This is a genomic window from Halomonas mongoliensis, assembly GCF_052496345.1.
Window position 1 is genome coordinate 1,637,161 of the sequence record NZ_CP199288.1, and the last position, 23,678, is coordinate 1,660,838.

The window sequence follows — 23,678 nt, forward strand, 5'->3', positions numbered from 1 at the left end:
GTCACCACGATAGACCGGTCAATCCATGCCTGGCAAGGTGCCAAGAGAAAAACGTGTCACTACAAAGAATTCGGCCAGAAATGGCTAAGTCTCTGAATTCCCATGCCATGAGTGCCGATTTCAGGCCAAAATCGAGCTGGAAGTGTCGAACTCGGGGGAACATCGCCCCCTGGTGAATTGATGAGGCCAGCATTGCCCCGCCAAAGGTTTCGGTCAAGCGCACCGCTTCCATATCAAACTCGATACCGCTGAACACCATCATCAGGGACTCCTGCTCTTCCCGGCCGTTGGCGAATGGCTGGAAGCGGTAGCCCGCCTGTTGACTGCCATAGAGGCTACGGCGTAGCCAGGTGCGTACATTCAGCGGAACCAGCTGTACCAGCCGACGTAACAGGACCAGGCTGATGACGCCGATCACCAGCGGAATCAGCACCAGGGAGCTGGCGGCGATGGCGAGGATGCCGCCGCCGATGGTGACGCCCCCCAGATACCGCTTGTGGCGCACCCGCTCGCGCAGCTCGCCGCGCCGGGCCATGGCGCCGGCCTCGCCCAGCGCCCGAAAGCCATCGATAAGGCCGATGGCGCCAACCCCCCGGCCCAGGTGCCGGGCCACGCTACCGTACTGGGCGCCCCTGAGGATGCGCGCATCGGCCAGCGTGCCGCTGGTGGCCAGGCCGCGGCGTACCGCGTTGCCGGCGGCCCTCTCGAAGGCCAGCTGGGTGAGAGCCCCCATGGCACCGAGCAGGCCCCACCAGTGCTCGAGGCTGCGCGGCTTGTCGGCGAGGGACTTGCCCGCTTCAAAGAAGCTGAGCAGCGCCAGGGCGGTCACGGGTAGCTGGACGGCCTTGTCACCGACCCTCAGGCGCCCCCACAGGCGCCGCTGTTCGTCGATGATGCGCTGGCGCTCCACCAGGGGAAGGGTGACCGGCTTGCCTCCTGCGGTCAGCGCGTTTTCGTCGATGCCCTCCACATAGCCGGCGACGCGCGCGAGATCGCTATCCCGGATCTGCCACAGCACCTTGACGCGGGTGGTGTCCGCCACGTCGGGGCCGGGCAGGTTGCCGCCGGTGCGCGTGCCGTTCTCCAGCGGGTCGACGTAGCGCGGCTCCCCGTCGGGGCCTCGGCGGGCCGAGCCGTCCGGGTTGGCCAGGTAGCTGACGAGGCGACGATAGTCGCCCATGGTGACCTCCATCTCGACCACATAGCTGGCGCCGGAAGCGAAGCTGGCATCCGACGTGGTGACCAAACCATCGACCTGCAACAGCCGCGCATACTGCACCATGATCCCGCTGCGCGGAGCGACGGGCCGGCCACCGGCGGCCTGGTCCGCCGCTTCCTGGCCCAGCAGGGCGCCTGCGGCGCCGAGGATGGTGGTGCCGAGATCAGAGAGCGCCCGGCGGCTGGCCTCGAATTCCGCCAGGCTCCGGCCACTGTTGGCCATATCGCGCAGGCCATGCATCAGCGGCTGGGCGTAGTCGCATCAGCGCTGCAGAAGAGCGTGTTGATCACGCCAGCCCGTGCCGGCCACCCGAGGCCGAGATCAGCTTGGCACCGCATGAGGTGTGGCAGCCATGGAAGGTCACCGGGATGCCATCGAGGATGAGGGTGGGGTTGAACATCGTTGACCCTCCCTGAAAGCACTGCCTTTATTGATCCGATTCCGGCGTGAGGGACAGCGGCTCCCCCGAGTTCGACAGATAGAAGCGTAAGCCACTGATTAGCCTGGAAACGCGTTTTCAAAATTGGCACTACAAGCGAGATGCAGTCGGCGCCGGTAGTCCAATGGCCTCGAAGAGATCGCGTTGTTCAGGCTTCAGTTTGGTCAGGCCGCTCGCCGTCTCGCGACGGTGAAGCAGGACCTGGTGGAATTGGATCTTGCGGGCAATCTCCAGTGCCCGCGTCGGCGACAGTGAGTGATCGCTGGCCTTCAACCGTATCCGGAGCACCCGGTAAAGCACCAGGGCGAGGAAGCAGATCAGCGCATGGGCACGGATGCGATCCGGCAGCCGGTGATAGACCGGCGCGATCTCGATGTCGCTCTTCAGCACCCGGAAGCCGCGCTCGATGTCTGCCAGCGCCCGGTAGCGCTCCACGATCTCCTTCGGGTCGTGGTCGGCCATGTTGGTGACCAACAGCAGCTTGCCGTCCATCACCCTGGCGCGATCGAGCGCGCGCTGATCCAGGACATAGTTGAACGTCTCGGCGGTCAGATCGACCTTTAGGATATGCCCGAGGTGAGCGTCGGTGACGGCCTTGTAGAACCTGGCGGTGACGCCGGCATCGGAGAGCTTTCTGCCGCGGTAGCGACGCCCAGCATCTTGGTTGTCCAGCTTCTCGAACCACTGGCGTGCATCGGCCTGCAGCGCCTCGATCTTCTGATCACGTGCCGCCGTCTGCGCCTTGGCGACCTCCGGCCGGTGCGCCACGATCAGCCGATGATCCTGCCATGTCATCTCGCCGTAGGCTTCGTGTTCGGCGTCGACATCCTGGCAGTGCGCTTGATGAAACGCCTTCAGCAGCGCATCGAATTCGCCATAACGGCGGCCCGGCACCGCCAGAATGAATTCCAGAGGGCGATCCTCGATACGCACGGCGGACAGAGCAGCCAGATTGTCCAGCGAGAGCAGGCCACGGTCGGCGACCAGTACGACTCGCCGCACATTGAAGCGCTTGACCACCGTCTCGATGGTCGGCAGCAACGTGCGGGTTTCCGCGACATTGCCATCGAAGACTTCGTGGTGAATGGGTAAGCCTTCCGCCGTCTGCACGACACCGAGCATGAACTGGCGGGCGATGCCGCCCTCCTTCGAGGGACCGTATTGACGGACATCACCGTCGAGTGAGGTACTGCCTTCTGCCCGAATTGTGGTGAGGTCGTAGAAGACGATCGAGAGTTCCTGGTCGATCAGTGGCTTGAGCTGCTGTGCCAGAACGTCATTGAGGGCTTCGCTACAGTCCGACAGGGTATCCATGGTGCGCAGCAGATGCTGGTGACTGATCGAGGCCGTGTCGACGTCGGGCACCAGTACATCTTCCAGCCAGCGCAGCACCCCGAGCTTGGATTCCGGATCACATAGCCGATTGAACACCATGACCCGCAGCAGCCGCTCGGCATCGAACTGGCGCTTGCTACGCAAGACACGCCGGAAGGCGTCATCCAGGCCGAGCTCTTTCCAGAGTGACGTCAGCAGCCAAGTATCACCCACGGAGCGCGCCGGCGCGAAGTCGGTCTCGCCGGTGCCTTCCTCGAGTGTTGGCTGGCCGGTGACGCGCAGCAGGCCGTTGATCAGCGCGCTGGATTCCCCGGCCGTGACGGCCTCAAGACGTCCCAGCGTCGCGATCACGCGTTGGCGCGGCTTGCCGGCCTCGTCGCGATAGGACTCGACGAGCTTCACATAGCGGCGAGGGCCGGATTTGGTGACTTTGACGAACATGTCACCACGATAGACCGGTCAATCCATGCCTGGCAAGGTGCCAAGAGAAAAACGTGTCACTACAAAGAATTCGGCCAGAAATGGCTAAGTCTCTGAATTCCCATGCCATGAGTGCCGATTTCAGGCCAAAATCGAGCTGGAAGTGTCGAACTCGGGGGCTCCAGGTCGCTCACATCGGGCTGGTAGCGGTAGCCATCGGAGGATGGGCGAACCACACCATGTTTCAGCTGCCACTGCCAGGAGCGGGCGATGGCTTCCTCGACCTGCTCCTCCGTCATTTTATCGGCCAGCTCATATTTAGCTTCTCGCCCTATACCAGTACTCAGGTCATACATCATGTAGGCTTTGACAAAGTCCTGCTCCGTACCGAGGCCTTGTTCGAAAAATTCACCTGCATATGCTTGCGCCAGTGAATCATCCTGCTCCACGGCTCGAATGATCCATTCGAATGCCTTTTCATAGTCCACTTCGAAGCCACGCCCCTCTCGATATCGACGGGCCATATTTCGCATGGATATCGGCAATCCATCTTCTGCGGTTTTCTCAAGCCAGTAGAGGTATTTTTCTTCATCTTGATCTATCCCGACTTGAGGGTCACCATCGCGATAAGTGTCTAGGAGATCTGTCATCGCCGGACGCAGCCACTGTTCGCCCGCCTCCATCATATATTCTTCCCATTTTCCAGCATCCTTGTCGACTCCGATCCCTCTGCGATACAGAACGCCTAGTGCATAGTAGGCCTCCGCAGCCCCTTGATCGGCCGCCGCCTTCATCCAGCACAGGCCTTTTTCCTGGTCTACGTTTACACCTTGCTCTTCCAGACCAAACAAATACGCTCTCCCAATCAAGTACTGGGCTCTAGCATCGCCCTCTTCAGCCTTGACAAGGTTGGCATCAAAGTCTTGACCAACAAAGGCATCCCAGACGTCTTCATCTTGAAAGAGAATCTCAGCCTGTGCGAGAGGAGAAAGCACCAGTAAGACTGCAACCAACACCACCTTGATCATCTTGACAGCTCCATAACATAGTCCTCTTGCGGAAACACACCCACTATCGGAACGTATCGAACAGTTGCTACTAGCCTTCCGCCCTCAGCGTCAAGGTCCGCTTCAAACAGCATTGTCTTTCTTTCACCCTCTTGCTCCAACTCAAACACCCCGATACCCGATGGGGAAGATAAAGGGTCATCCCCTCTAAACTCTTGCCCATACCGATCCACCGGCACAATGTTACCCGCCGCATAGCGTGCCCCGCCTAAATTCTGTTCATTCCCCTGCTCGGAGTGATAGTTGATCGTGACCGTCAACTCCCCCGCCAGACCCTCCGGGAAGCTCGCCGTGGCCGTCAGGTTCATGGTGCTATCACCTTGCAAGAACTCCCTTTCTTCGGCGGTCAGCTCACGGCGGTCGGCGTGCGCCTGGCGGTGGAGTTCAGCCGCTGCACGAGCGTCTTGCATCGAGAAGTTGGCGCGCAGCGCTTCCATATCAAACTCGATGCCGCTGAACACCATCGTCAGCGAGTCCTGCTCCTCCAGGCCGTTGGCAAACGGCTGAAACCGTAGCCGCTCTGATTGCACGCCGTAGAGGCTGCGGCGTAGCCAGGTCTCGATATGCCACGGCACCAGGCGGGCCAGCCGATACACCAGCACCAGGCTGATGACACCGATCACCAGCGGAACCAGCACCAGGGAGCTGGCAGCGATGGCGAGGATGCCGCCGCCGATGGTGACGCCCCCCAGATACCGCTTGTGGCGCACCCGCTCGCGCAGCTCGCCGCGCCGGGCCATGGCGCCGGCCTCGCCCAGCGCCCGGAAGCCATCGATAAGGCCGATGGCGCCCACCCCCCGGCCCAGGTGCCGGGCCACGCTACCGTACTGGGCGCCCCTGAGAATGCGCGCATCGGCCAGCGTGCCGCTGGTGGCCAGGCCGCGGCGTACCGCGTTGCCGGCGGCCCTCTCGAAGGCGAGCTGGGTGAGAGCCCCCATGGCACCGAGCAGGCCCCACCAGTGCTCGAGGCTGCGCGGCTTGTCGGCGAGGGACTTGCCCGCTTCAAAGAAGCTGAGCAGCGCCAGGGCGGTCACGGGTAGCTGGACGGCCTTGTCACCGACCCTCAGGCGCCCCCACAGGCGCCGCTGTTCGTCGATGATGCGCTGGCGCTCCACCAGGGGAAGGGTGACCGGCTTGCCTCCTGCGGTCAGCGCGTTTTCGTCGATGCCCTCCACATAGCCGGCGACGCGCGCGAGATCGCTATCCCGGATCTGCCACAGCACCTTGACGCGGGTGGCGTCCGCCACGTCGGGGCCGGGCAGGTTGCCGCCGGTACGCGCGCCGTTCTCCAGCGGGTCGACGTAGCGCGGCTCCCCGTCGGGGCCTCGGCGGGCCGAGCCGTCCGGGTTGGCCAGGTAGCTGACGAGGCGACGATAGTCGCCCATGGTGACCTCCATCTCGACCACATAGCTGGCACCGGAAGCGAAGCTGGCATCCGGCGTGGTGACCAAACCATCGACCTGCAACAACCGCGCATACTGCACCATGATCCCGCTGCGCGGAGCGACAGGCCGGCCACCGGCGGCCTGGTCCGCCGCTTCCTGGCCCAGCAGGGCGCCTGCGGCGCCGAGGATGGTGGTGCCGAGATCAGAGAGCGCCCGGCGGCTGGCCTCGAATTCCGCCAGGCTCCGGCCGCTGTTGGCTACATCGCGCAGGCCTTTCAGCAGGTTGAACCAGTCCTTGAGCTTCACTTCGCCAAAGAAGGCGGTGCCCTCCCCCAGCGCCAGGGCATCGGCCACGAAGGCTTCCGCAGTTTCACGATGGTTGTGGAAGTAGGCGCGCACGATGGGATTTTCGGCGTCATTCAGCTGCGTCAGCAGATGCTCCCAGGCCCATGCGCTACTGGCGGAGAGCACGCCACCCCTCAGGGCATTGCCGACGATCTCGGTCACGCGCTCGCCATAGCGGGGGTTAAGGTGGTCGTAGCGGTCCAGCGCATCGCGCAGGCCATGCATCAACCACTGGGCGTAGTCGCATCAGCGCTGCAGAAGAGCGTGTTGATCACCCCAGCCCGTGCCGGCCCCCCGAGGCCGAGATCAGCTTGGCACCGCATGAGGTGTGGCAACCATGGAAGGCCACCGGGATGCCATCCAGGGTGATGGTGGGGTGGCCCTCGACGATGCTGCACACCCCGTGGCCCTTCTTCGGGCAGCTTACCTTGTCGCCCACCACCGCCACCGGCTTGCCATTCACCTGATAGCGGGCCTGGCCGCTGATCACCCGCCCGCCGTGGGTGGTGGCATCACCCAGCAGAATCACACCGTCACCGGGGTTGAACATCATCGATCCTCTTTGAAGGCATTGGCTTTATTGATCCGATTCCGGCGTAAGGGACAGCGGCTCCAGGTCGCTCACATCGGGCTGGTAGCGGTAGCCGTTGGAGCTGGGGGCGAAGCTATTACGCTCCAGCTGCCACTGCCAGGAGCGGGCAATGGCTTCTGCGACTTCCTCTTCGGTCATGCGTTCTGCCACTTCATCCCTATCATTACTAGACCCTGGGCTCGCTAGGTCATAGAGCATATAGGCCTTGACCAGGTCCTGCTCCGTACCCCAGCCATTTTCGAAATGCTGGGCCGCGTCTCTATGTGTAAAAGGTGCATCAAGCGCTACCGCCTTCATTATCCATTCAAAGGACTTCCCAAAATCCACTTCCACTCCGAGGCCTTGACGATATGTAATAGCCAAGTTTCTCATCGCATATGGATGATTGTCCTCGGCCTCCTTTCTAAGCCAGTAAATGTATTTATCATTGTTCTTTTCGACCCCCACCTCGGGGTCGCCATATCGGTAAAGGTCCTTGATATCCAGCCGTGCGGACGACATTCCTCGCTCAGCGGCTTCGGCAAGATACTTCTCATATTTTCTTGCATCTTGTTTAACCCCCATTCCGTTGCGATATATCCTGGCTAATTCGGAATAGGCTTCAGCAGCTCCCTGGCCAGCTGCCTTCTCAAGCCAATAGCGCCCCTGCTCATGATCCACCTCGACCTCTTGCGCTTCGAGGCCATAAAGGTAGGCGGCCCCCACCAGATACTGAGCCCGAACATCGCCCTCCTCCGCCTTGGCCAGGTTGGCATCAAAATCCTGGCTTTGAAAAACTTCCACCAGCTTTTCACCTTCAAACACCCGTTCTGCCTGTGCGAATGAAAAAACCACCAACAATATTGCAAAAACAAAAAACCTGATCATCTTGACAACTCCATAACGTAGTCACTTCTTTTTACCTCACTCCCTGCTGTGTGATACAGAACTCTAGCCTCCAGCCACCCTCCTACGACTTCAAGCTCAGCTTCAAGTAACATGGCATTGTTTTCGCCCTCTTTCCCCAATACAAACCGATTACTATCAGGGGCGGCATCTTGAGCGTCTCCAATACTTTCCGGTTGAGGCATATAGGATGTATCTAGCTGCTGCCCTCTCCTGTTCACCGGCACAATGTCACCAGCCACATAGCGCGCCCCACCCAGATACTGACTCCCCCCTTCTTCTGGCAGGTGATTCACTAACACCGTTAACTCCCCCGCCAGATCCTCCGGGAAGCTCGCCGTGGCCGTCAGGTTCATGGTGCTATCACCTTGCAAGAACTCCCTTTCCTCGGCGGTCAGCTCACGGCGGTCGGCGTGCGCCTGGCGGTGGAGTTCAGCCGCTGCACGAGCGTCTTGCATCGAGAAGTTGGTGCGCAGCGCTTCCATATCGAACTCGATGCCGCTGAACACCATCGTCAGCGAGTCCTGCTCCTCCAGGCCGTTGGCAAACGGCTGAAACCGTAGCCGCTCCGATTGCACGCCGTAGAGGCTGCGGCGTAGCCAGGTCTCGATATGCCACGGCACCAGGCGGGCCAGCCGATACACCAGTACCAGGCTGATGACGCCGATCACCAGCGGAATCAGCACCAGGGAGCTGGCGGCGATGGCGAGGATGCCGCCGCCGATGGTGACGCCCCCCAGATACCGCTTGTGGCGCACCCGCTCGCGCAGCTCGCCGCGCCGGGCCATGGCGCCGGCCTCGCCCAGCGCCCGAAAGCCATCGATAAGGCCGATGGCGCCAACCCCCCGGCCCAGGTGCCGGGCCACGCTGTCGTACTGGGCGCCCCTGAGGATACGCGCATCGGCCAGCGTGCCGCTGGTGGCCAGGCAGCGGTGGCCACGGGCAACTGGATGGCGCTGTTTGCCTGATGCTAGATGTCACTTGTCAGGATATTCCCCGATCAACAGCGCACAGAATTCGACCTATGATAAGGTTTGTTCTACCTATCGACGTCAGCAAAGGATGTGCATCGATGTATTCCCGTAGGTACGTACCCACCGTCGCTCTGATGACACTGGTTCTGGCCGCCTGTGGCGACGGCAGTGCCAACAGCCAGGAGGACCACCAGGCCACTCCCGAGAATGATCAAGCCGTCAAGGCACTGATCGAAAGGACCATGGACAACCTGGTCTTTGTCGAAGGAGGGAGCTTCCAGATGGGCGACTTCGGCCCCATCGATCCCAAGGCCGAGGGCCTGCCCTACAGTGCCGACATGGACAACAAGCCCCTGCATGAGGTCACCCTCGATAGCTTCTCGATTTCGGCCTATCAGGTCTCTTATGCCGACTATGATGTCTATACCGAGGCGACGGGCCAGGAGATGATCAATACCGAGGGCCTGGAAGTAGACTACCGCGCGCCGGACGTACCCGCCGGCGTCGACTGGTACCAGGCCCGTGACTATTGCCAATGGCTGGGTGATCAAACGGGCCTGCCCTTTGCCCTGCCAACGGAAGCACAGTGGGAATATGCCGCCCGTTCACGGGGTGAGTTTCATCCGTTTTCCACCTTCGATGGCCGTTTCGCAGAGAGGGGAAAGAACTTCCCAACAAGAGACGAGATCCGAGACAGCACTCCTGCCAATCACGCCTTGTCTCTCTATACCATAGGGCTATACCCACCCAATCCACTAGGCCTCTATCAAATGGGGCTTAATGGATACGAATGGGTCCACGACTGGTATGATGAAAATTATTACAGCATCTCTCCAGGGCATAACCCCAAGGGGCCTGAGTCGGGTGATATGAAAGTCCAAAGAGGAGCCTCAACTTCAGAATCAGATAGGTCTCTGTTGGTCATCAGAAGAAGCAAATCCAACCCCGACCTCAGCATTGATGACCCCCGAGGACTTCGTACACATTCGGTTTTTCGTATCAACACAGTTCGCTGCGCCGTAAACCTTCCTGACCCACTATAACGTTGGATTTAATAGGGTGCCTCCATCAGGCGGCACCCTTGCTATTTCATCGTCAGGCGTAACTTGAATAACCATCAAACAGACATTGCGTAGCATTCATGCATGGTTTACGGAATTCCCAGGCAGTCGCTCTCTGACCACTGTAGGCCCGGCTATCGTTAACCACCACCTCCGTCCCGATGGACGCCACCTCTCTCAGCCTCTCGTAGAGGAAAATAAGCTCCCGATCATAGTGAGTAGAAAAAGGCGTTGGAAGCCTTCTTTCTCCCAAAGCCAAAAACTCTAACACCTTTCCCTCTCCATCTCGCCAATTGATCTTATTGTCATCAATCCTTTCTTTAATTCGCTGCATTACATTTTCATACTCACTGACGGACTGCACGTTTCTGAAAATACTCATGATGGCTTCCTTGCGATCCGTCATGTCGCCGAACAGGCTAGGATTTTCCAACCAGCCTTGCAGGTCTCTATTGCTGGGGTGGTAGCGGTCGAAGGCATTAACTTCCATCAGCCGATAGACAATGGCTCCCTTGGCATCCGGTGTGGAATAGCGAAGAACATCAGGATTTCTATTGATAGATTTTGCCAGACGGCCTCGCTGCTCAGCCGCCGCGCTCTGTTCAGAGATGGAAACAAAGAAATTACCAACATCCTCAGCAATATCATCAGCCCTCGCCAGCATGTTATCCTTTAATTCATTACCAAAGGCAACTGACATTAATATTATATTTGAAAGAGCATGGAAGGCGTCATCGTCAATAAAGAACAGCCTTCTATAGTTAATGTTTTTCAACTGATGATAGACCCACTTGGCAAATTCCAGCACCAGGCTGCCATCCACCTCGAAGTCCAGCTTTCCCCTGGCACCCACACCCAGACAAAAGCCAGCCTTGGCTGAGAGCCTAAACTTGCCGTTTTCGTAGCGAATAAAAAAATCTGCCATGCCGCCAGCGCCCGCCAGTGCGGCAACTCCCGGAGCCGTCTTGGCAAAGGGCTTGAACCGATGGCCCTCTTCCGGGCTTTTCCATTCCAGTTGCGCCCCAACCGTGGCTTCCGCCTGGCCACCAGCAAAGGCGGCCAAGGTGTTCCTTGCCTCGGTGTCCGCATCATGGCTGCTCTCCCGCGGGATGACGGCACGCTGCTCTCCGGGCAGCCCGAATTCCACCATGTGGCTTTCTATGCCGTTGGCACGCAATTTACCCGCACGCATCTCGACGTTGAGCCCCACTTCCGCAGCCACGCTCGCCCCGACGCCTCCGGCAACGCTCACGAACGTATGGGTTCGGATCATGCCCAGATCCAGGGGATCATTGTTGGGCACTTCACATGCCAGCATCAGTCCGCCTGGCGGGCTATAGTAGCCAAGCGTACACTTGGCTTCGGCCAGCACCAGCTCTGCATTGCCCCCTGCTTTGACCGTCACCTTTCCTGCCAAGGGATTGATTTCACCGCTCAGCCCGCTGGCCCCATATGTCCAGCGCATCAGCTGTGCTTCGGCACCGAGATCGACCTGATGGCCTTCGTCGCCGTGCCGTCCACCCTCGACCCGTGGGTACCTGGCTTCCAGGTTCTTGTTGATCTCTTCCGACCACTTGAACAGCTCCACTGTCTCTTTTTCCAGCTTCAGCCAGTCATCGAACCAGGGGAAGTCCAGCTTGATCTTTGCTGCGCTCCTGACAGCGGTCATCTGCTGGGCCAGCTTGTCCCAATCCACTTTACCTTCGGTCAGCACACTGCCGTCGGTACCATTGACGTTGCTTCCGCCAGGAAGAGGGATTTCCTCAGATATCGCTTGTACGATGTGGGAACGCGCATAGGCCAGACGAAAGTACTCTGTCCGCGACCCTTGCCGGACGATGGGAACCAACTCCATCACCTTGTTGGTCTCGCTGCTGAAATCCGTCAGTGGCTGGATCACCTCTTTCAGCGCCTGGTTTTTCTCGTCCACCTTGAGTTGCGCCTGCCTGATGAGCTCTTCCAGACGTTGCTTATCGCTGAGATAGTTTGAGCTCATGCCCTGCTCTGACGACATCAGTGCAGCATAGTTACTCTGATGGGCATCCAATTCCTTTATTGACTCCAGGTAATCTTCAACCGTTGCCTCCATCAGGCGAGCTTCTTCCATGAATGCCGCCGCCTGCTCTCCAGGCACGGCTATCAGTTGTTCCCTGCCCACGGCATAGAACAGCAACGGTGATCGCCCGACACGAGCGTCCTGTCCTCGGGAGGCAAGGTTGGTTTGTGCCGTACCGTCTGCTCGGCCACTCGTTCCGGTTGTCATGAAAGGAGCTCTCCCTCATCGTCCAAGCGATCCAGCACCGTGACTTTCAATTGCTGTGGCTTCTTGGTGAAGACTTTTTCAGTTCGCCCATCCCTGCCACTGCGCCCTTCGAACACCTCGCCTTCTGCCGTCTCGATTCGGTACTTGGCATACTTGAGAGGCTCCTGGGTCTGCTCATCCCGGAGAGTGAAGAACTCGGAATACAGCCCCTGGGACTCTGGTAGTGTCATCAGCTCACGGCCCATGCTCGTCGGGCCGCCGAAGCTGTGCTGGGCGCCCTTCACGTCGACCCTGCCGGGGCCGTGGATCTCGGTGTCGCCGCCCTTGATGCGCACATAGCCGCCGCCGCTAGTGAGCAGGATCTCGTCGGCGGCCTCGATGCGCACCTTGCACTCGGTGGAGGTGATCTTCACGTCCTTCTCGGCGGTCAGCTCCAGGTTGTCGCTCTGGGCCTGGAGCTCGACCTTGCCCCGGGCGGCGAACAGCTTGATGCCGGCGCGCTGCACGAACAGCGAGAGTTTCTCGGAGAGCGAGGCGATCAGGCTGCGCCCGGCGGCCAGGTTGATGTCCTCGCCGCTGGTCACGCTCAGCGAGCGGCCCTGGGCCAGGTGGCTGGATTCGGGGGTGCTCAGGGCGATGCCCGCCGGCGAGGCGAGGTGCAGCCAGGGGGCGCTGAGGCGTGCGGCTTCGCCGCGCCCGCCCTGGCTGGCGCCCTGGGCGGTGGTGTGGTCGGGGTCGCCCTCGAGGAAGTCGACGATCACCTCCTGGCCGATGCGGGGGACGAAGACCCCGCCCCAGCCGGCGCCGGCGTGCACATCGCGGAACGCGTCCCGCTGACCACAGGCCTCAACCCCCACAACGAGCAGTACCTCTCCACCAAGGCCGGCAAGCTCGGCCACATGATGGCGCTGGGCGACTTCACCCAGGCCAGTGACGTGGATATCGAACGCAAGGGCTGAGCGTTCTCACCCCAGCCCGTGCCGGCCCCCCGAGGCCGAGATCAGCTTGGCACCGCATGACGTGTGGCAGCCATGGAAGGCCACCGGGATGCCATCCAGGGTGATGGTGGGGTGGCCCTCCACGATGCTGCACACCCCGTGGCCCTTCTTCGGGCAGCTCACCTTGTCGCCCACCACCGCCACCGGCTTGCCGTTCACCTGGTAGCGGGCCTGGCCGCTGATCACCCGCCCGCCGTGGGTGGTGGCATCACCCAGCAGAATCACACCGTCACCGGGGTTGAACATCATCGATCCTCCCTGAAGGTACTGCCTTTATTGATCCGATTCCGGCGTGAGGGACAGCGGCTCCAGGTCGCTCACATCGGGCTGGTAGCGGTAGCCGTCGGAAGCAGGCCTGACCACTTCATTTTCCCTTTGCAGTTGCCATGAGCGGGCAATGGCTTCCTTGACCTGTTCCTCTGTCATTTGTTCTGCCACTCTCGCCTTATCTGCATTGGCTGCTGGACTTGCCTGATCGTAGAACATATAGGCCTTGACTAGGTCATGCTCCGTCCCCCAGCCATTCTCAAAATATTCAGCCGCCCTTCTATAAGAAATAGGATCGCCCATTTCTACTGCCCGCATGATCCAGGCGAATGACTTATCAATGTCCCTTTCAACGCCGCGGCCCTGCCGATATCTAGCTGCTAGATTTTCCATAGATATGGTCAAACCATCTTCCGCGGTAATTTCAAGCCAGTAAATATATTTCTCCTCATCCGGTTCGATACCGAGTTCGGGGTCACCATCTCGATAGAGATCCAGAAGATACGATCTTGCTGAGAGCAGTCCCCGCTCGCCCGCTTCGGCAAGATACTTCTCGAATTTTCCGATGTTCTTTTCCACGCCCATTCCGTCGCGGTATATTCTCGCCAATTCAGAATAGGCTTCAGCTGCCTCCTGCTTGGCGGCTGCCTTCAACCAGTGCAGACCTTTTTCTTCATCTACATCGACCTCTTGCGCTTCGAGGCCATAGAGGTAGGCAGCCCCTACGGAGTCTGTCAACATAGTTGGCATATAAAATGGTTCTGGCTCTTTAAAGCCCTGCTGCCTGTGGCACCGGATCCCGCTCGGGATTCAGGTGCACTATCTCTGGCAGGCTGAGTTTCCGGATGTCACCCGACCAGCGCTCCGGGTGACGTTGCTTCGCCGCCTCGAAGACCTCCCGGCGCTGCGCCAGGATGCCTTTGGCCTCGCCGTTATGACGCTGGCTCGGCGTGATGTAGCGAAGGGCGCTGTGCCGATGCTCGTGGTTATACCACTCGGTGAATTGCTGGACCCACTCCTGAGCCTCAGTCAGGGTGGCGAACCCGTCGATGGGGAAGCCCGGCCGGTACTTCAGCGTCTTGAAGGCCGACTCGGCGAAGGCGTTGTCGTTGCTGACCCTTGGTCGGCTGTACGACGGGGTGATGCCCAGGTCGTAGAGCTTCTCCAGGAAGGTCGCCGCCTTCATCGGGCTGCCGTTATCTGAGTGCAGAATCAAAGGCTTGTGACGATCGGTGAGGTGCTCGCGCCAGCAGGCCTTCTGGATCAGCTCGGCGGCCAGCTCGCCGGTCTCGGCTTCATAGACCTCGTGCCCAACGATCTTGCGGCTGAAGACGTCCATGATCAGGTACAGGTACCACCAGGTACCGCGTGCAGGGCCCGGTAACCAGCTGATATCCCAGCACCAAAGCCGGTTTGGTGCCGTGGCCTGGTGCGTGGTCGGCGGTCGCTTGCGCTGTGGGGCCTGCTGTCGGCCCCGGTGGTGTTGCTGGTCATATTCATGAAGCACTCGGTACATCGTCGACTCAGAAGCCAGGTAGCGGCCCTTGTCCGCCTGGTCGGCCACGATGAAGGCCGGCGGGCGGCTCCGATACTCCGGGGCGTTGCACAGCACCACAATCGCCTCTCGTTCCTCGGGCGACAGCTTGTTGGCCGGTTCTGGGCGGTCGGCGTCGGGGCGGCGATCCGCCGTCACTTCGCCTTCCGCGACCCAGCGGTAATAGGTTCGCACATTGATGCCCATCACCTGACAGGCCTTGGCCAGCCGAGCACCGTCACGCTGGGCGTCTTGCACCAGAGTCACGATACGCTGGCGATCCGGGAGGCTGGTCAGTCGTCCTCGTCGTTGGTCGTGCCCCAGATCGCCTCGGCCTTTTTTGACAGGGCCAACAGCGCCGCCGTCTCGGCCAGGGCCTTGTCCTTGCGGTGTAGCTCGCGCTCCAGCTTACGGAGCCGCTTCTGCTCCGCCTTACGCGCCTGGCGAAGCTGCTTGGCCTGCGCTGCCGCATCGTCGTTGGCGTTCATGCAGGCATCCCGCCAGGCCTCCACCTGCTCGGGATAGAGCCCGCGCTCGCGGCAGTAGGCGCTGACTTCAGCCTCGTTCATCGGAGCTGTCTCCAGGACGATCTGGAACTTCTCCTGGCTAGTCCACTGATCTGGCTGGGTAGAACGTGATGGCAAAACCTGTCCTCGTGCTCTGGCCTGTTTCCGCCAATTGTAGAGGGTTGTCGCGGTGATGCCTTCCTGCTCGGCCAGTTCCGGGATGGTCATGCTCATGGGCGGTGCCATCTTCTTGAGGATGGCTTCCTTACGTTCTGCGGGGTAACGCACGTTGATCACCTCTCAATCCGTTTGGGTGACAACTACGTTGACGCATAGGGCCTACCAGATACTGAGCCCGAACGTCGCCCTCCTCTGCCTTGGCCAGATTGGCGTCAAAATCCTGACCTTGGAAAATCTCCACCACCTTTTCACTTTCATCAAATATCAATCCCGCTTTGGCAAGCGGGGAAAGCACCAGCAAGATAGCAATTAAAGTCAACCTGATCACGTAAGACACTCCATGTCATCGCCAGAAAGCTGGCACCACTGGCTCATAAAGAAGAAACGGGCCCGTCAATGAAGGGCCCGTGCTGCGCTGAATGGCTGTGACTGTCATCAACACGATTGCAGTGGGCGGCAGGTCTCACCCCAGCCCATGCCGGCCCCCCGAGGCCGAGATCAGCTTGGCACCGCATGAGGTGTGGCAGCCATGGAAGGCCACCGGGATGCCATCCAGGGTGATGGTGGGGTGGCCCTCGACGATGCTGCACACCCCGTGGCCCTTCTTCGGGCAGCTCACCTTGTCGCCCACCACCGCCACCGGCTTGCCGTTCACCTGATAGCGGGCCTGGCCGCTGATCACCCGCCCGCCGTGTGTGGTGGCATCGCCCAGCAGAATCACACCGTCACCGGGGTTGAACATCATCGATCCTCCCTGAAGGCACTGGCTTTATTGATCCGATTCCGGCGTGAGGGACAGCGGCTCCAGGTCGCTCACATCGGGCCGATAGCGGTTGCCGTTGGAGCTGGGGGCGAAACTATTACGCTCCAGCTGCCACTGCCAGGAGCGGGCGATGGCTTCTGCGACTTCCTCTTCAGTCATGCGTTCTGCCACTTCATCCCTATCATTACTAGACCCTGGGCTCGCTAGGTCATAGAGCATATAAGCCCTGACCAGGTCCTGCTCCGTCCCCCACCCATTTTTGAAATGTTCGGCTGCATCTCTATGTGAAAAAGGCGCATCTAGCACTACCGCCCGCGTGATCCACTCAAAATCTTTATCAAGGTCTTTTTCCACACCACGCCCCTCTCGATACCTAAGAGACAAAGTAATCATGGAGGATGTATAGCCAGCTTCTGCGTTGTTCATAACCCAGCGGAGATATTTTTCTTCGTTCTTTTCGACCCCAAGCTCCGGATCGCCGTAACGATATAGGTTCATGATCTCCAACCGTGCAGACGACATTCCTCGCTCGGCAGACTCGGCAAGGTAGGCCTCATACTTGCTTGCATCTTTCTTCACCCCTATACCGTCACGATAGGCAATGGCGAGTTCATCAAAGGCTTCGGCAGCCCCCTGCCTGGCAGCTGCTTTCAACCAGTGCAGGCCTTTTTCGTGGTCTACCTCAACCTCTTGCACCTCGAGACCATACAGGTACGCCGCCCCTACTAAATACTGAGACCGAACGTCACCCTCCTCTGCTTTGGCCACGTTGGCGTCGAAATTCTGACTTTGGAAAATCTCCACCACCTTTTCACTTTCATCAAACACCCGCTCCGCCTGGGCAAGCGGGGAAAGCACCATCAGGATCGCAACGACAAATACCCTGATCATGTAAGACACTCCATGTCATCGCCAGAACGCCGGCGGCCACCCGAGGCCGAGATCAGCTTGGCACCGCATGACGTGTAGCAGCCATGGAAGGCCACCGGGATACCATCGAGGATGAGGGTGGGGTGGAACATCATCAATCCTCCCTGAAGGTACTGCCTTTATTGATCCAATTCCGGCGTGAGGGACAGCGGCTCCAGGTCGCTCACGTCGGGCCGATAGCGGTTACCGTTGGAGCTGGGGCGGTAGCTGTTACGCTCCAGCTGCCACTGCCAGGAGCGAGCGATGGCCTCCTCGATCTGCTCCTCAGTCATTCGCTCCTCCAGTTCATCTCTTCTTGTGCTGGGGACAGTACCTGAGAGGTCATACATCATGTAGGCCTTGACCAGATCCTTTTCTACCACCATGCCCTTCTCGAAGTACTCACCCGCCATTCTTTGAGCAGTAAGATCATCCAGCTCAACTGCCCGCATGATCCATTCAAAAGCCTTTTTATAATCCACTTCTAAGCCACGCCCGTCTCGATACCTAAGAGACAAATTAATCATGAAAAATGGATAACCAGCCTCTGCATTATATTCAAGCCAGTAGAGATATTTTTCTTCATCCTTTTCGACCCCAATCTCGGGATCGCCGTAGCGGTAAAGGTTCATGATCTCCAGACGTGCAGCCGACATTCCTCGCTCGGCAGATTCGGCAAGGTAGGCCTCATACTTGCCTGCATCTTTTTTCACTCCTATCCCGTCACGATAGGCGATGGCGAGGTCATCAAAGGCTTCGGCCGCCCCCTGCCTGGCGGCTACCTTCAACCAATACAGGCCTTTCTCGTGATCTACCTCGACCTCTTGCTCTTCGAGACCGTACAGATAGGCCGCCCCCACCAGATACTGAGCCCTTACGTCGCCACCCTCTGCCTTGACCAGGTTAACGTCGAAGTTCTGACTTTGGAAAATCTCCTCTAGTTTTTCACTTTCATCAAATATCAATCCCGCCTGGGCAAGCGGGGAAAGCACCAGCAAGATAGCAATTAAAGTCAACCTGATCACGTAAGACACTCCATGTCATCACCAGAAAGCTGGCACCACTGGCTCATAAAGAAGAAACGGGCCCGTCAATGAAGGGCCCGTGCTGCGCTGAATGGCTGTGACTGTCATCAACACGATTGAAGTGGGCGGCAGGTCTCACCCCAGCCCGTGCCGGCCCCCCGAGGCCGAGATCAGCTTGGCACCGCATGAGGTGTGGCAACCATGGAAGGCCACCGGGATGCCATCCAGGGTGATGGTGGGGTGGCCCTCGACGATGCTGCACACCCCGTGGCCCTTCTTCGGGCAGCTTACCTTGTCGCCCACCACCGCCACCGGCTTGCCATTCACCTGATAGCGGGCCTGGCCGCTGATCACCCGCCCGCCGTGGGTAGTGGCATCACCCAGCAGAATCACACCGTCACCGGGGTTGAACATCATCGATCCTCCCTGAAGGCACTGGCTTTATTGATCCGATTCCGGCGTAAGGGACAGCGGCTCCAAGTCGCTCACATCGGGCCGATAGCGGTTGCCGTTGGAGCTGGGGCGGTAGCTGTTATGCTCCAGCTGCCACTGCCAGGAGCGAGCGATGGCCTCCTCGATCTGCTCCTCAGTCATTCGCTCCTCCAGTTCGTCTCTTCTTGTGCTGGGGACGGTGCCTGACAGGTCATACATCATGTAGGCCTTGACCAGGTCCTTCTCTACCACCATGCCCTTCTCGTAGTATTCACCCGCCATATATTGTGCGCCAATGTCATCAAGCTCTACTGCCCGCATAACCCATTCAAAAGCCTTTTCATAATCCACTTCAAAGCCACGTCCCTGCTGATATCTACGAGCCAGGTTTCGCATAGACATTGTCAGCCCACCTTCTGCGGTTACCTCAAGCCAGTAGAGGTATTTTTCCTCATTCGGCTCGATACCAAGCTCGGAATCTCCATCTCGATGGAGGTCCAGAAGATAAGATCTTGCTGAGAGCAGCCCCCGCTCGCCCGCTTCGGCAAGATACTTCTCAAACTTTCCGATGTTTTTTTCTACCCCCATTCCGTCTCGATATATCCTCGCTAATTCAGAATAGGCTTCTGCTGCCTCCTGCTTGGCGGCTACCTTCAACCAGTGCAGACCTTTTTCGTAGTCTACCTCAACCTCTTGCTCCTCGAGACCATACAGGTATGCCGCCCCCACTAAATACTGAGCCCGAACGTCACCCTCCTCCGCCTTGGCCAGATTAACGTCGAAGTCCTGACTTTGGAAAATCTCTACGACTTTTTCACTCTCATCAAATATCATTCCCGCCTGAGCGAGCGAGGAAAGCACCAGCAAGGCTGTAAAAAAAATAAACTTTACCATTCTGAAAGCTCCATATAATAACGAACAGGATGGATTTGACCAAAGTTCGAAGTATACAACAACCTAGCCTCGAGCCGTCCTCCTGCTGCGTCAAGATCCGTTTCAAGCAGGATGGTCTTTTTGTCACCGGCCGGCTCCAAAATAAATGCATTACCTGTCTCAATGGACGGCGTAGCACCACCCACAACATCTGGCGCACCTGAAGAGGTTGCCCGACCATGCTGATCCACCGGCAATATGTCACCATCGGCATATCTTGCCCCGCCCAAATATTGTTCATCCCCCGCTTCATTTTGGTAATTCACCAAAACTGTCAACGATCCCGCCAGATCCTTCGGGAAGCTCGCCGTGGCCGTCAGGTTCATGGTGCTATCACCTTGCAAGAACTCCCTTTCCTCGGCGGTCAGCTCACGGCGGTCGGCGTGCGCCTGGCGGTGGAGTTCAGCCGCTGCACGAGCGTCTTGCATCGAGAAGTTGGCGCGCAGCGCTTCCATATCGAACTCGATGCCGCTGAACACCATCGTCAGCGAGTCCTGCTCCTCCAGGCCGTTGGCAAACGGCTGAAACCGTAGCCGCTCTGATTGCACGCCGTAGAGGCTGCGGCGTAGCCAGGTCTCGATATGCCACGGCACCAGGCGGGCCAGCCGATACACCAGCACCAGGCTGATGACACCGATCACCAGCGGAACCAGCACCAGGGAGCTGGCAGCGATGGCGAGGATGCCGCCGCCGATGGTGACGCCCCCCAGATACCGCTTGTGGCGCACCCGCTCGCGCAGCTCGCCGCGCCGGGCCATGGCGCCGGCCTCGCCCAGCGCCCGGAAGCCATCGATAAGGCCGATGGCGCCCACCCCCCGGCCCAGGTGCCGGGCCACGCTACCGTACTGGGCGCCCCTGAGAATGCGCGCATCGGCCAGCGTGCCGCTGGTGGCCAGGCCGCGGCGTACCGCGTTGCCGGCGGCCCTCTCGAAGGCGAGCTGGGTGAGAGCCCCCATGGCGCCGAGCAGGCCCCACCAGTGCTCGAGGCTGCGCGGCTTGTCGGCGAGGGACTTGCCCGCTTCAAAGAAGCTGAGCAGCGCCAGGGCGGTCACGGGTAGCTGGACGGCCTTGTCACCGACCCTCAGGCGCCCCCACAGGCGCCGCTGTTCGTCGATGATGCGCTGGCGCTCCACCAGGGGAAGGGTGACCGGCTTGCCTCCTGCGGTCAGCGCGTTTTCGTCGATGCCCTCCACATAGCCGGCGACGCGCGCGAGATCGCTATCCCGGATCTGCCACAGCACCTTGACGCGGGTGGCGTCCGCCACGTCGGGGCCGGGCAGGTTGCCGCCGGTACGCGCGCCGTTCTCCAGCGGGTCGACGTAGCGCGGCTCCCCGTCGGGGCCTCGGCGGGCCGAGCCGTCCGGGTTGGCCAGGTAGCTGACGAGGCGACGATAGTCGCCCATGGTGACCTCCATCTCGACCACATAGCTGGCGCCGGAAGCGAAGCTGGCATCCGGCGTGGTGACCAGGCCATCGACCTGCAACAGCCGCGCATACTGCACCATGATCCCGCTGCGCGGAGCGACGGGCCGGCCACCGGCGGCCTGGTCCGCCGCTTCCTGGCCCAGCAGGGCGCCTGCGGCGCCGAGGATGGTGGTGCCGAGATCAGAGAGCGCCCGGCGGCTGGCCTCGAATTCCGCCAGGTTCCGGCCACTGTTGGCCACATCGCGCAGGCCTTTCAGCTGGTTGAACCAGTCCTTGAGCTTCACTTCGCCAAAGAAGGCGGTGCCCTCCCCCAGCGCCAGGGCATCGGCCACGAAGGCTTCCGCGGTTTCACGATGGTTGTGGAAGTAGGCGCGCACGATGGGATTTTCGGCGTCATTCAGCTGCGTCAGCAGATGCTCCCAGGCCCATGCGCTACTGGCGGAGAGAACGCCCCCCCTCAGGGCATTGCCGACGATCTCGGTCACGCGCTCGCCATAGCGGGGGGAGAGGTGGTCGTAGCGGTCCAGCGCATCGCGCAGGCCATGCATCAACCACTGGGCGTAGTCGGCATCCATGCGTGGCACGATGGCGTCGACGGCGTTCTGTAGCGGCTGCAGCCTCTTCTCTATGTCCTTTTGTTTGCTCTCGTCGTAATACTTGGGAAGCTCCTCTTTCAGGACTTTTTCCCAACGCCTCTTTTCCGACGCGATACGGCGCGGCCGCTGATGACGAAGCTCTATTTGGCGGTAATGCCCGGCAGGCCCCCCTGGGGTCACTTGTAACTGCTCGATCTCCGCCGTCAGGCGGCTATCGAGCTCCTTGATCTCCTTCTCCGCCTCTTTTTCCAGGGCCTCCCTCAGCTTGGTGACGGAGGCCAGCCACTGGGCCTCCCTGGGGCGCTTCTCGTCGGCGGCCTGGTGGACCCGCAGCGCCTCGATCGGCCGGTGGCGGTAGTCATTGAGCTCCTCGAGAATGCCCACCTCATCCTTGATGGCCAGCATGACGCCCTGGCCCGCCCTGCCCTCCAGGTCGCGATTGTCCGCGATGCGGGCGTTCATGGCCGCCTGCAGGTCGTCAAACTCGCTGCCCGTGGCCTCAAGGCGAGGGGCGAGGCAGTGGCCATTCAGCTGGCTCCGCGCCGCACTGCAGCTCAAGGGGTCGGCGCCCGGCCCGGCCGACAGGTATTCCGGCACCAGGGTGGCGATCTCCGCCTGGGGAAAGGCGTACTCGGCCTGGCCGGCGTTGAGCCAGGCCTCCACGTCGAAGCGCTGCATATGGCGCTCCCGCCACTCGGCGTCCGCGGCCACCTGCTCCCAGAACGCTTCCGACCAGGGGCTCTCGACGAAGGCCAGCCAGGCCGTGCCGGTGGTGGCGGCATCGGGCAGGGTGATCAGGGAAGCGCTCGCCCGATGGGCCTTCTCGTGGCAGGCAAAGGTCGGGGGAGTGATCTCCTCCGGCGGTTCGCCGGGGCGAAACTGCAGCAGTTCGGCGGTGTCGGTGACCTGGTAGGCGTACCAGCGGTCGTTGCCTTCGTCATAGACGTAGAGGAAGCCCCCGCGCAGCTTTCTCAGGATATAGCGGTTCTTCCGCTCCTGTCCCGATACCGCTTGGCCTTCCTCGTCGATCAGGGTGTCGAGATCGACGGCCACAGGGTTGCCCTCGGCATCCCGGGGGTAGAGCTCGCCGATGCGCTCCTCCGGCAGTGCCGGCACATCGGGGTTCTCGTCCACCTGGCAGATGGCATAGCGTACGGGCAGGATCGGCAGCCCCTGGCGCATGCAGTAGCGGCAGTCATCGGGCCCCACGCCGGCACAGCCCTGGCTCCTGGCCGAGGCGTTGGCGGTCGCTGGATTCAGTGTCGTCATCCCTTCATGTCCTCTTCCATGCTCTCCTGCGTGATCCTCGCCCACTCGCTCTCGGAGAACCCATCGGTGAGCGTCAGGTAGTTCATGCCGCGGGTGCGGCACTGCCTCAGCACCTCCGCCATCAGGGGATGGCGATCGAACCGCGCCCGGGTGGCCAGCCCGTGCAGCACGAAGGCGATCAGCTCGGCCTCCTCATCCAGCCCGTAGCCCTCGGCCATCCGCACGAAGTGCTCGACCCGCCGCGAGGCGTCCCGGGGCAGCGGGGCCGGGGCCACGTTGTGCTGCCACCCCCTCAGGCAGAGGTTGATCCTGGCCAGGCGCTCGATCGAGCCCCACTGGTCTGCCTCCAGCCGGAAGCGGGTCGTCAGCGCGCCGTGGTGCTCCAGCACCTGGCGCTCGCCGTTGATATCCACGTACTCCCAGCGCGTCACCGGCCCCAGGAGCGACGCCCGCTGGTGGGGCGTCAGGATCAGCGCCAGGTGGTGCAGGGTGCGCGGGTCGAAGAAGCGGAAGTGGACGCGCCCCTGCTCGGGATGGGACTGGATCATCAGGCGGTCGAGGTGGCGCCCCAGCGGGCTCAGGGCGAGCGGGCTCTCCAGCCAGCCGCAGACGCTCAGACGTCCCTTCTCGGTCGCGGCCCAGCGCTGGCTCGCCTGCCAGAGCGCGTCGCCCTTCTCCACCGCGTAGAGCCGCACCCGCGCCTCGGGTGGGCGCTCGTCCGCGGCGCCACCCAGCAGATAGACCCCGGGCGGAGAGGCCTTCGCCAGCGCCTCCAGGGCATGGCGGCGCCTGGGCTCGTCCGCCAGGGCCGGGTCGTGCCGCTGGGGGTCCAGCAGGAGGTAGTGACGCATGGGAG

Annotated in this window: 22 protein-coding genes and 1 pseudogene; 2 read left to right on the plus strand and 21 right to left on the minus strand. The window is 60.6% G+C overall.

Annotation, left to right across the window (positions count from 1 at the left end):
• Position 1: 1 nt before the first annotated feature.
• The 7 genes from ACRYRV_RS07720 to ACRYRV_RS07750 form a co-directional block, all read right to left on the minus strand.
• Complete coding sequence (locus tag ACRYRV_RS07720) at positions 2-1,459, minus strand: hypothetical protein (protein WP_445005984.1); 1,458 nt, start codon at positions 1,457-1,459, stop codon at positions 2-4.
• A gap of 289 nt (positions 1,460-1,748) precedes the next feature.
• Positions 1,749-3,434, minus strand: coding sequence for an IS1634 family transposase (locus ACRYRV_RS07725; protein ID WP_444984110.1), 1,686 nt, complete (start codon positions 3,432-3,434; stop codon positions 1,749-1,751).
• Positions 3,435-3,493: 59 nt separating this feature from the next.
• Positions 3,494-4,441, minus strand: a complete 948-nt coding sequence (locus tag ACRYRV_RS07730) for a tetratricopeptide repeat protein (protein WP_444985492.1) — start codon at positions 4,439-4,441, stop codon at positions 3,494-3,496.
• Positions 4,438-6,435 (minus strand): hypothetical protein, encoded by a 1,998-nt coding sequence (locus ACRYRV_RS07735; RefSeq protein ID WP_444985491.1) that lies wholly within the window; start codon positions 6,433-6,435, stop codon positions 4,438-4,440. Before ACRYRV_RS07735 ends, ACRYRV_RS07730 begins: the two co-directional genes overlap by 4 nt.
• 46 nt (positions 6,436-6,481) lie before the next feature.
• A complete protein-coding gene (locus ACRYRV_RS07740; RefSeq protein ID WP_309637413.1) occupies positions 6,482-6,763 on the minus strand; it encodes a PAAR domain-containing protein in 282 nt (93 codons plus the stop codon).
• A 24-nt stretch (positions 6,764-6,787) separates the two neighbouring features.
• The gene (locus tag ACRYRV_RS07745; RefSeq protein WP_444985490.1) at positions 6,788-7,669 is read right to left on the minus strand and encodes a tetratricopeptide repeat protein; all 882 of its coding nucleotides are present in this window, start codon (positions 7,667-7,669) and stop codon (positions 6,788-6,790) included.
• Complete coding sequence (locus ACRYRV_RS07750; protein WP_444985489.1) at positions 7,666-8,553, minus strand: hypothetical protein; 888 nt, start codon at positions 8,551-8,553, stop codon at positions 7,666-7,668. The genes ACRYRV_RS07745 and ACRYRV_RS07750 overlap by 4 nt, the downstream gene beginning before the upstream one ends.
• Positions 8,554-8,795: 242 nt before the next feature.
• On the opposite strand from ACRYRV_RS07750, the gene ACRYRV_RS07755 reads away from it, so the two are divergent.
• The gene (locus tag ACRYRV_RS07755) at positions 8,796-9,704 is read left to right on the plus strand and encodes a formylglycine-generating enzyme family protein (protein WP_444985488.1); all 909 of its coding nucleotides are present in this window, start codon (positions 8,796-8,798) and stop codon (positions 9,702-9,704) included.
• Between the two features lie 52 nt (positions 9,705-9,756).
• Here ACRYRV_RS07755 and ACRYRV_RS07760 read toward each other — a convergent pair whose 3' ends face one another.
• Complete coding sequence (locus ACRYRV_RS07760; protein ID WP_444989328.1) at positions 9,757-11,985, minus strand: hypothetical protein; 2,229 nt, start codon at positions 11,983-11,985, stop codon at positions 9,757-9,759.
• Positions 11,982-12,842 (minus strand): DUF2345 domain-containing protein, encoded by an 861-nt coding sequence (locus ACRYRV_RS07765; RefSeq protein ID WP_444989330.1) that lies wholly within the window; start codon positions 12,840-12,842, stop codon positions 11,982-11,984. Before ACRYRV_RS07765 ends, ACRYRV_RS07760 begins: the two co-directional genes overlap by 4 nt.
• On the opposite strand from ACRYRV_RS07765, the pseudogene ACRYRV_RS07770 reads away from it, so the two are divergent.
• Positions 12,792-12,944 (plus strand): annotated as a pseudogene (locus ACRYRV_RS07770) (GTP cyclohydrolase II); the annotation flags it as partial. The gene ACRYRV_RS07765 and the pseudogene ACRYRV_RS07770 overlap by 51 nt on opposite strands.
• A gap of 6 nt (positions 12,945-12,950) precedes the next feature.
• Here the strand turns inward: ACRYRV_RS07770 and ACRYRV_RS07775 are convergent.
• From ACRYRV_RS07775 to ACRYRV_RS07830, 12 genes are all read right to left on the minus strand, one after another.
• Entirely contained in the window at positions 12,951-13,232 is a 282-nt protein-coding gene (locus tag ACRYRV_RS07775) for a PAAR domain-containing protein (RefSeq protein ID WP_309637413.1), read from the minus strand.
• Between the two features lie 24 nt (positions 13,233-13,256).
• On the minus strand, positions 13,257-14,000 hold the full coding sequence (locus tag ACRYRV_RS07780; protein WP_444985484.1) for a tetratricopeptide repeat protein: 744 nt from the start codon (positions 13,998-14,000) through the stop codon (positions 13,257-13,259).
• 19 nt (positions 14,001-14,019) lie between these two features.
• A protein-coding gene (locus tag ACRYRV_RS07785) for an IS3 family transposase (protein ID WP_444986193.1) occupies positions 14,020-15,536 on the minus strand; the annotation gives its coding sequence in 2 pieces (ribosomal slippage) (positions 14,020-15,099 and positions 15,102-15,536; 1,515 coding nt in all).
• 19 nt (positions 15,537-15,555) lie between these two features.
• Complete coding sequence (locus tag ACRYRV_RS07790) at positions 15,556-15,798, minus strand: hypothetical protein (protein ID WP_444985483.1); 243 nt, start codon at positions 15,796-15,798, stop codon at positions 15,556-15,558.
• Between the two features lie 135 nt (positions 15,799-15,933).
• Positions 15,934-16,215: a PAAR domain-containing protein gene (locus tag ACRYRV_RS07795; protein WP_309637413.1), complete on the minus strand. Its 282-nt coding sequence runs from the start codon at positions 16,213-16,215 to the stop codon at positions 15,934-15,936.
• Positions 16,216-16,239: 24 nt separating this feature from the next.
• Complete coding sequence (locus ACRYRV_RS07800) at positions 16,240-17,124, minus strand: tetratricopeptide repeat protein (protein ID WP_444985482.1); 885 nt, start codon at positions 17,122-17,124, stop codon at positions 16,240-16,242.
• Positions 17,121-17,258, minus strand: a complete 138-nt coding sequence (locus tag ACRYRV_RS07805) for a hypothetical protein (RefSeq protein WP_444985481.1) — start codon at positions 17,256-17,258, stop codon at positions 17,121-17,123. Before ACRYRV_RS07805 ends, ACRYRV_RS07800 begins: the two co-directional genes overlap by 4 nt.
• A 24-nt stretch (positions 17,259-17,282) precedes the next feature.
• Positions 17,283-18,167 (minus strand): tetratricopeptide repeat protein, encoded by an 885-nt coding sequence (locus tag ACRYRV_RS07810; protein ID WP_444985480.1) that lies wholly within the window; start codon positions 18,165-18,167, stop codon positions 17,283-17,285.
• 135 nt (positions 18,168-18,302) lie between these two features.
• A complete protein-coding gene (locus ACRYRV_RS07815) occupies positions 18,303-18,584 on the minus strand; it encodes a PAAR domain-containing protein (RefSeq protein ID WP_309637413.1) in 282 nt (93 codons plus the stop codon).
• 24 nt (positions 18,585-18,608) lie between these two features.
• The gene (locus tag ACRYRV_RS07820) at positions 18,609-19,493 is read right to left on the minus strand and encodes a tetratricopeptide repeat protein (protein ID WP_444985479.1); all 885 of its coding nucleotides are present in this window, start codon (positions 19,491-19,493) and stop codon (positions 18,609-18,611) included.
• On the minus strand, positions 19,487-22,822 hold the full coding sequence (locus tag ACRYRV_RS07825; protein ID WP_444985478.1) for a T6SS effector BTH_I2691 family protein: 3,336 nt from the start codon (positions 22,820-22,822) through the stop codon (positions 19,487-19,489). Before ACRYRV_RS07825 ends, ACRYRV_RS07820 begins: the two co-directional genes overlap by 7 nt.
• Entirely contained in the window at positions 22,819-23,673 is an 855-nt protein-coding gene (locus ACRYRV_RS07830; protein ID WP_444985477.1) for a DUF4123 domain-containing protein, read from the minus strand. Before ACRYRV_RS07830 ends, ACRYRV_RS07825 begins: the two co-directional genes overlap by 4 nt.
• Positions 23,674-23,678: the final 5 nt, after the last annotated feature.